Annotated in this window: 1 pseudogene; it reads right to left on the bottom strand. The window is 53.0% G+C overall.

From position 1 onward, the window contains the following. Positions 1-28 precede the first annotated feature (28 nt). Positions 29-234 (bottom strand): annotated as a pseudogene (locus tag ETC27_RS17490) (hypothetical protein); the annotation flags it as partial.

Raw genomic sequence — 234 nt, 5'->3', positions numbered from 1 at the left:
ATCAGGCCGCCCTCGCAATTCGCCGCGGTCAGTCATTGGTTCCCGCTTTTCGTGGTTCGGTCAGCATGTCGCAATGAGGGAATGTCGCGCGAATTAACTCACGATCTTCCGTAGTGATTTGATCGTCGTAAAGCCTGAGGAGCTTGAGATTCGTCAGCCCATTGACCTGGGCCAAATCGGTACAAGAAATATGTGTGCCACCGATATGTAGACAGGTCAGGTTCGCCAGATGCC

It is taken from the genome of Onishia niordana, from assembly GCF_004798965.1.
Lineage (GTDB): Bacteria > Pseudomonadota > Gammaproteobacteria > Pseudomonadales > Halomonadaceae > Onishia > Onishia niordana.
The sequence above is the reverse complement of the archived record's forward strand: the minus strand, read 5'-3'. Positions and strand labels throughout refer to the sequence as shown.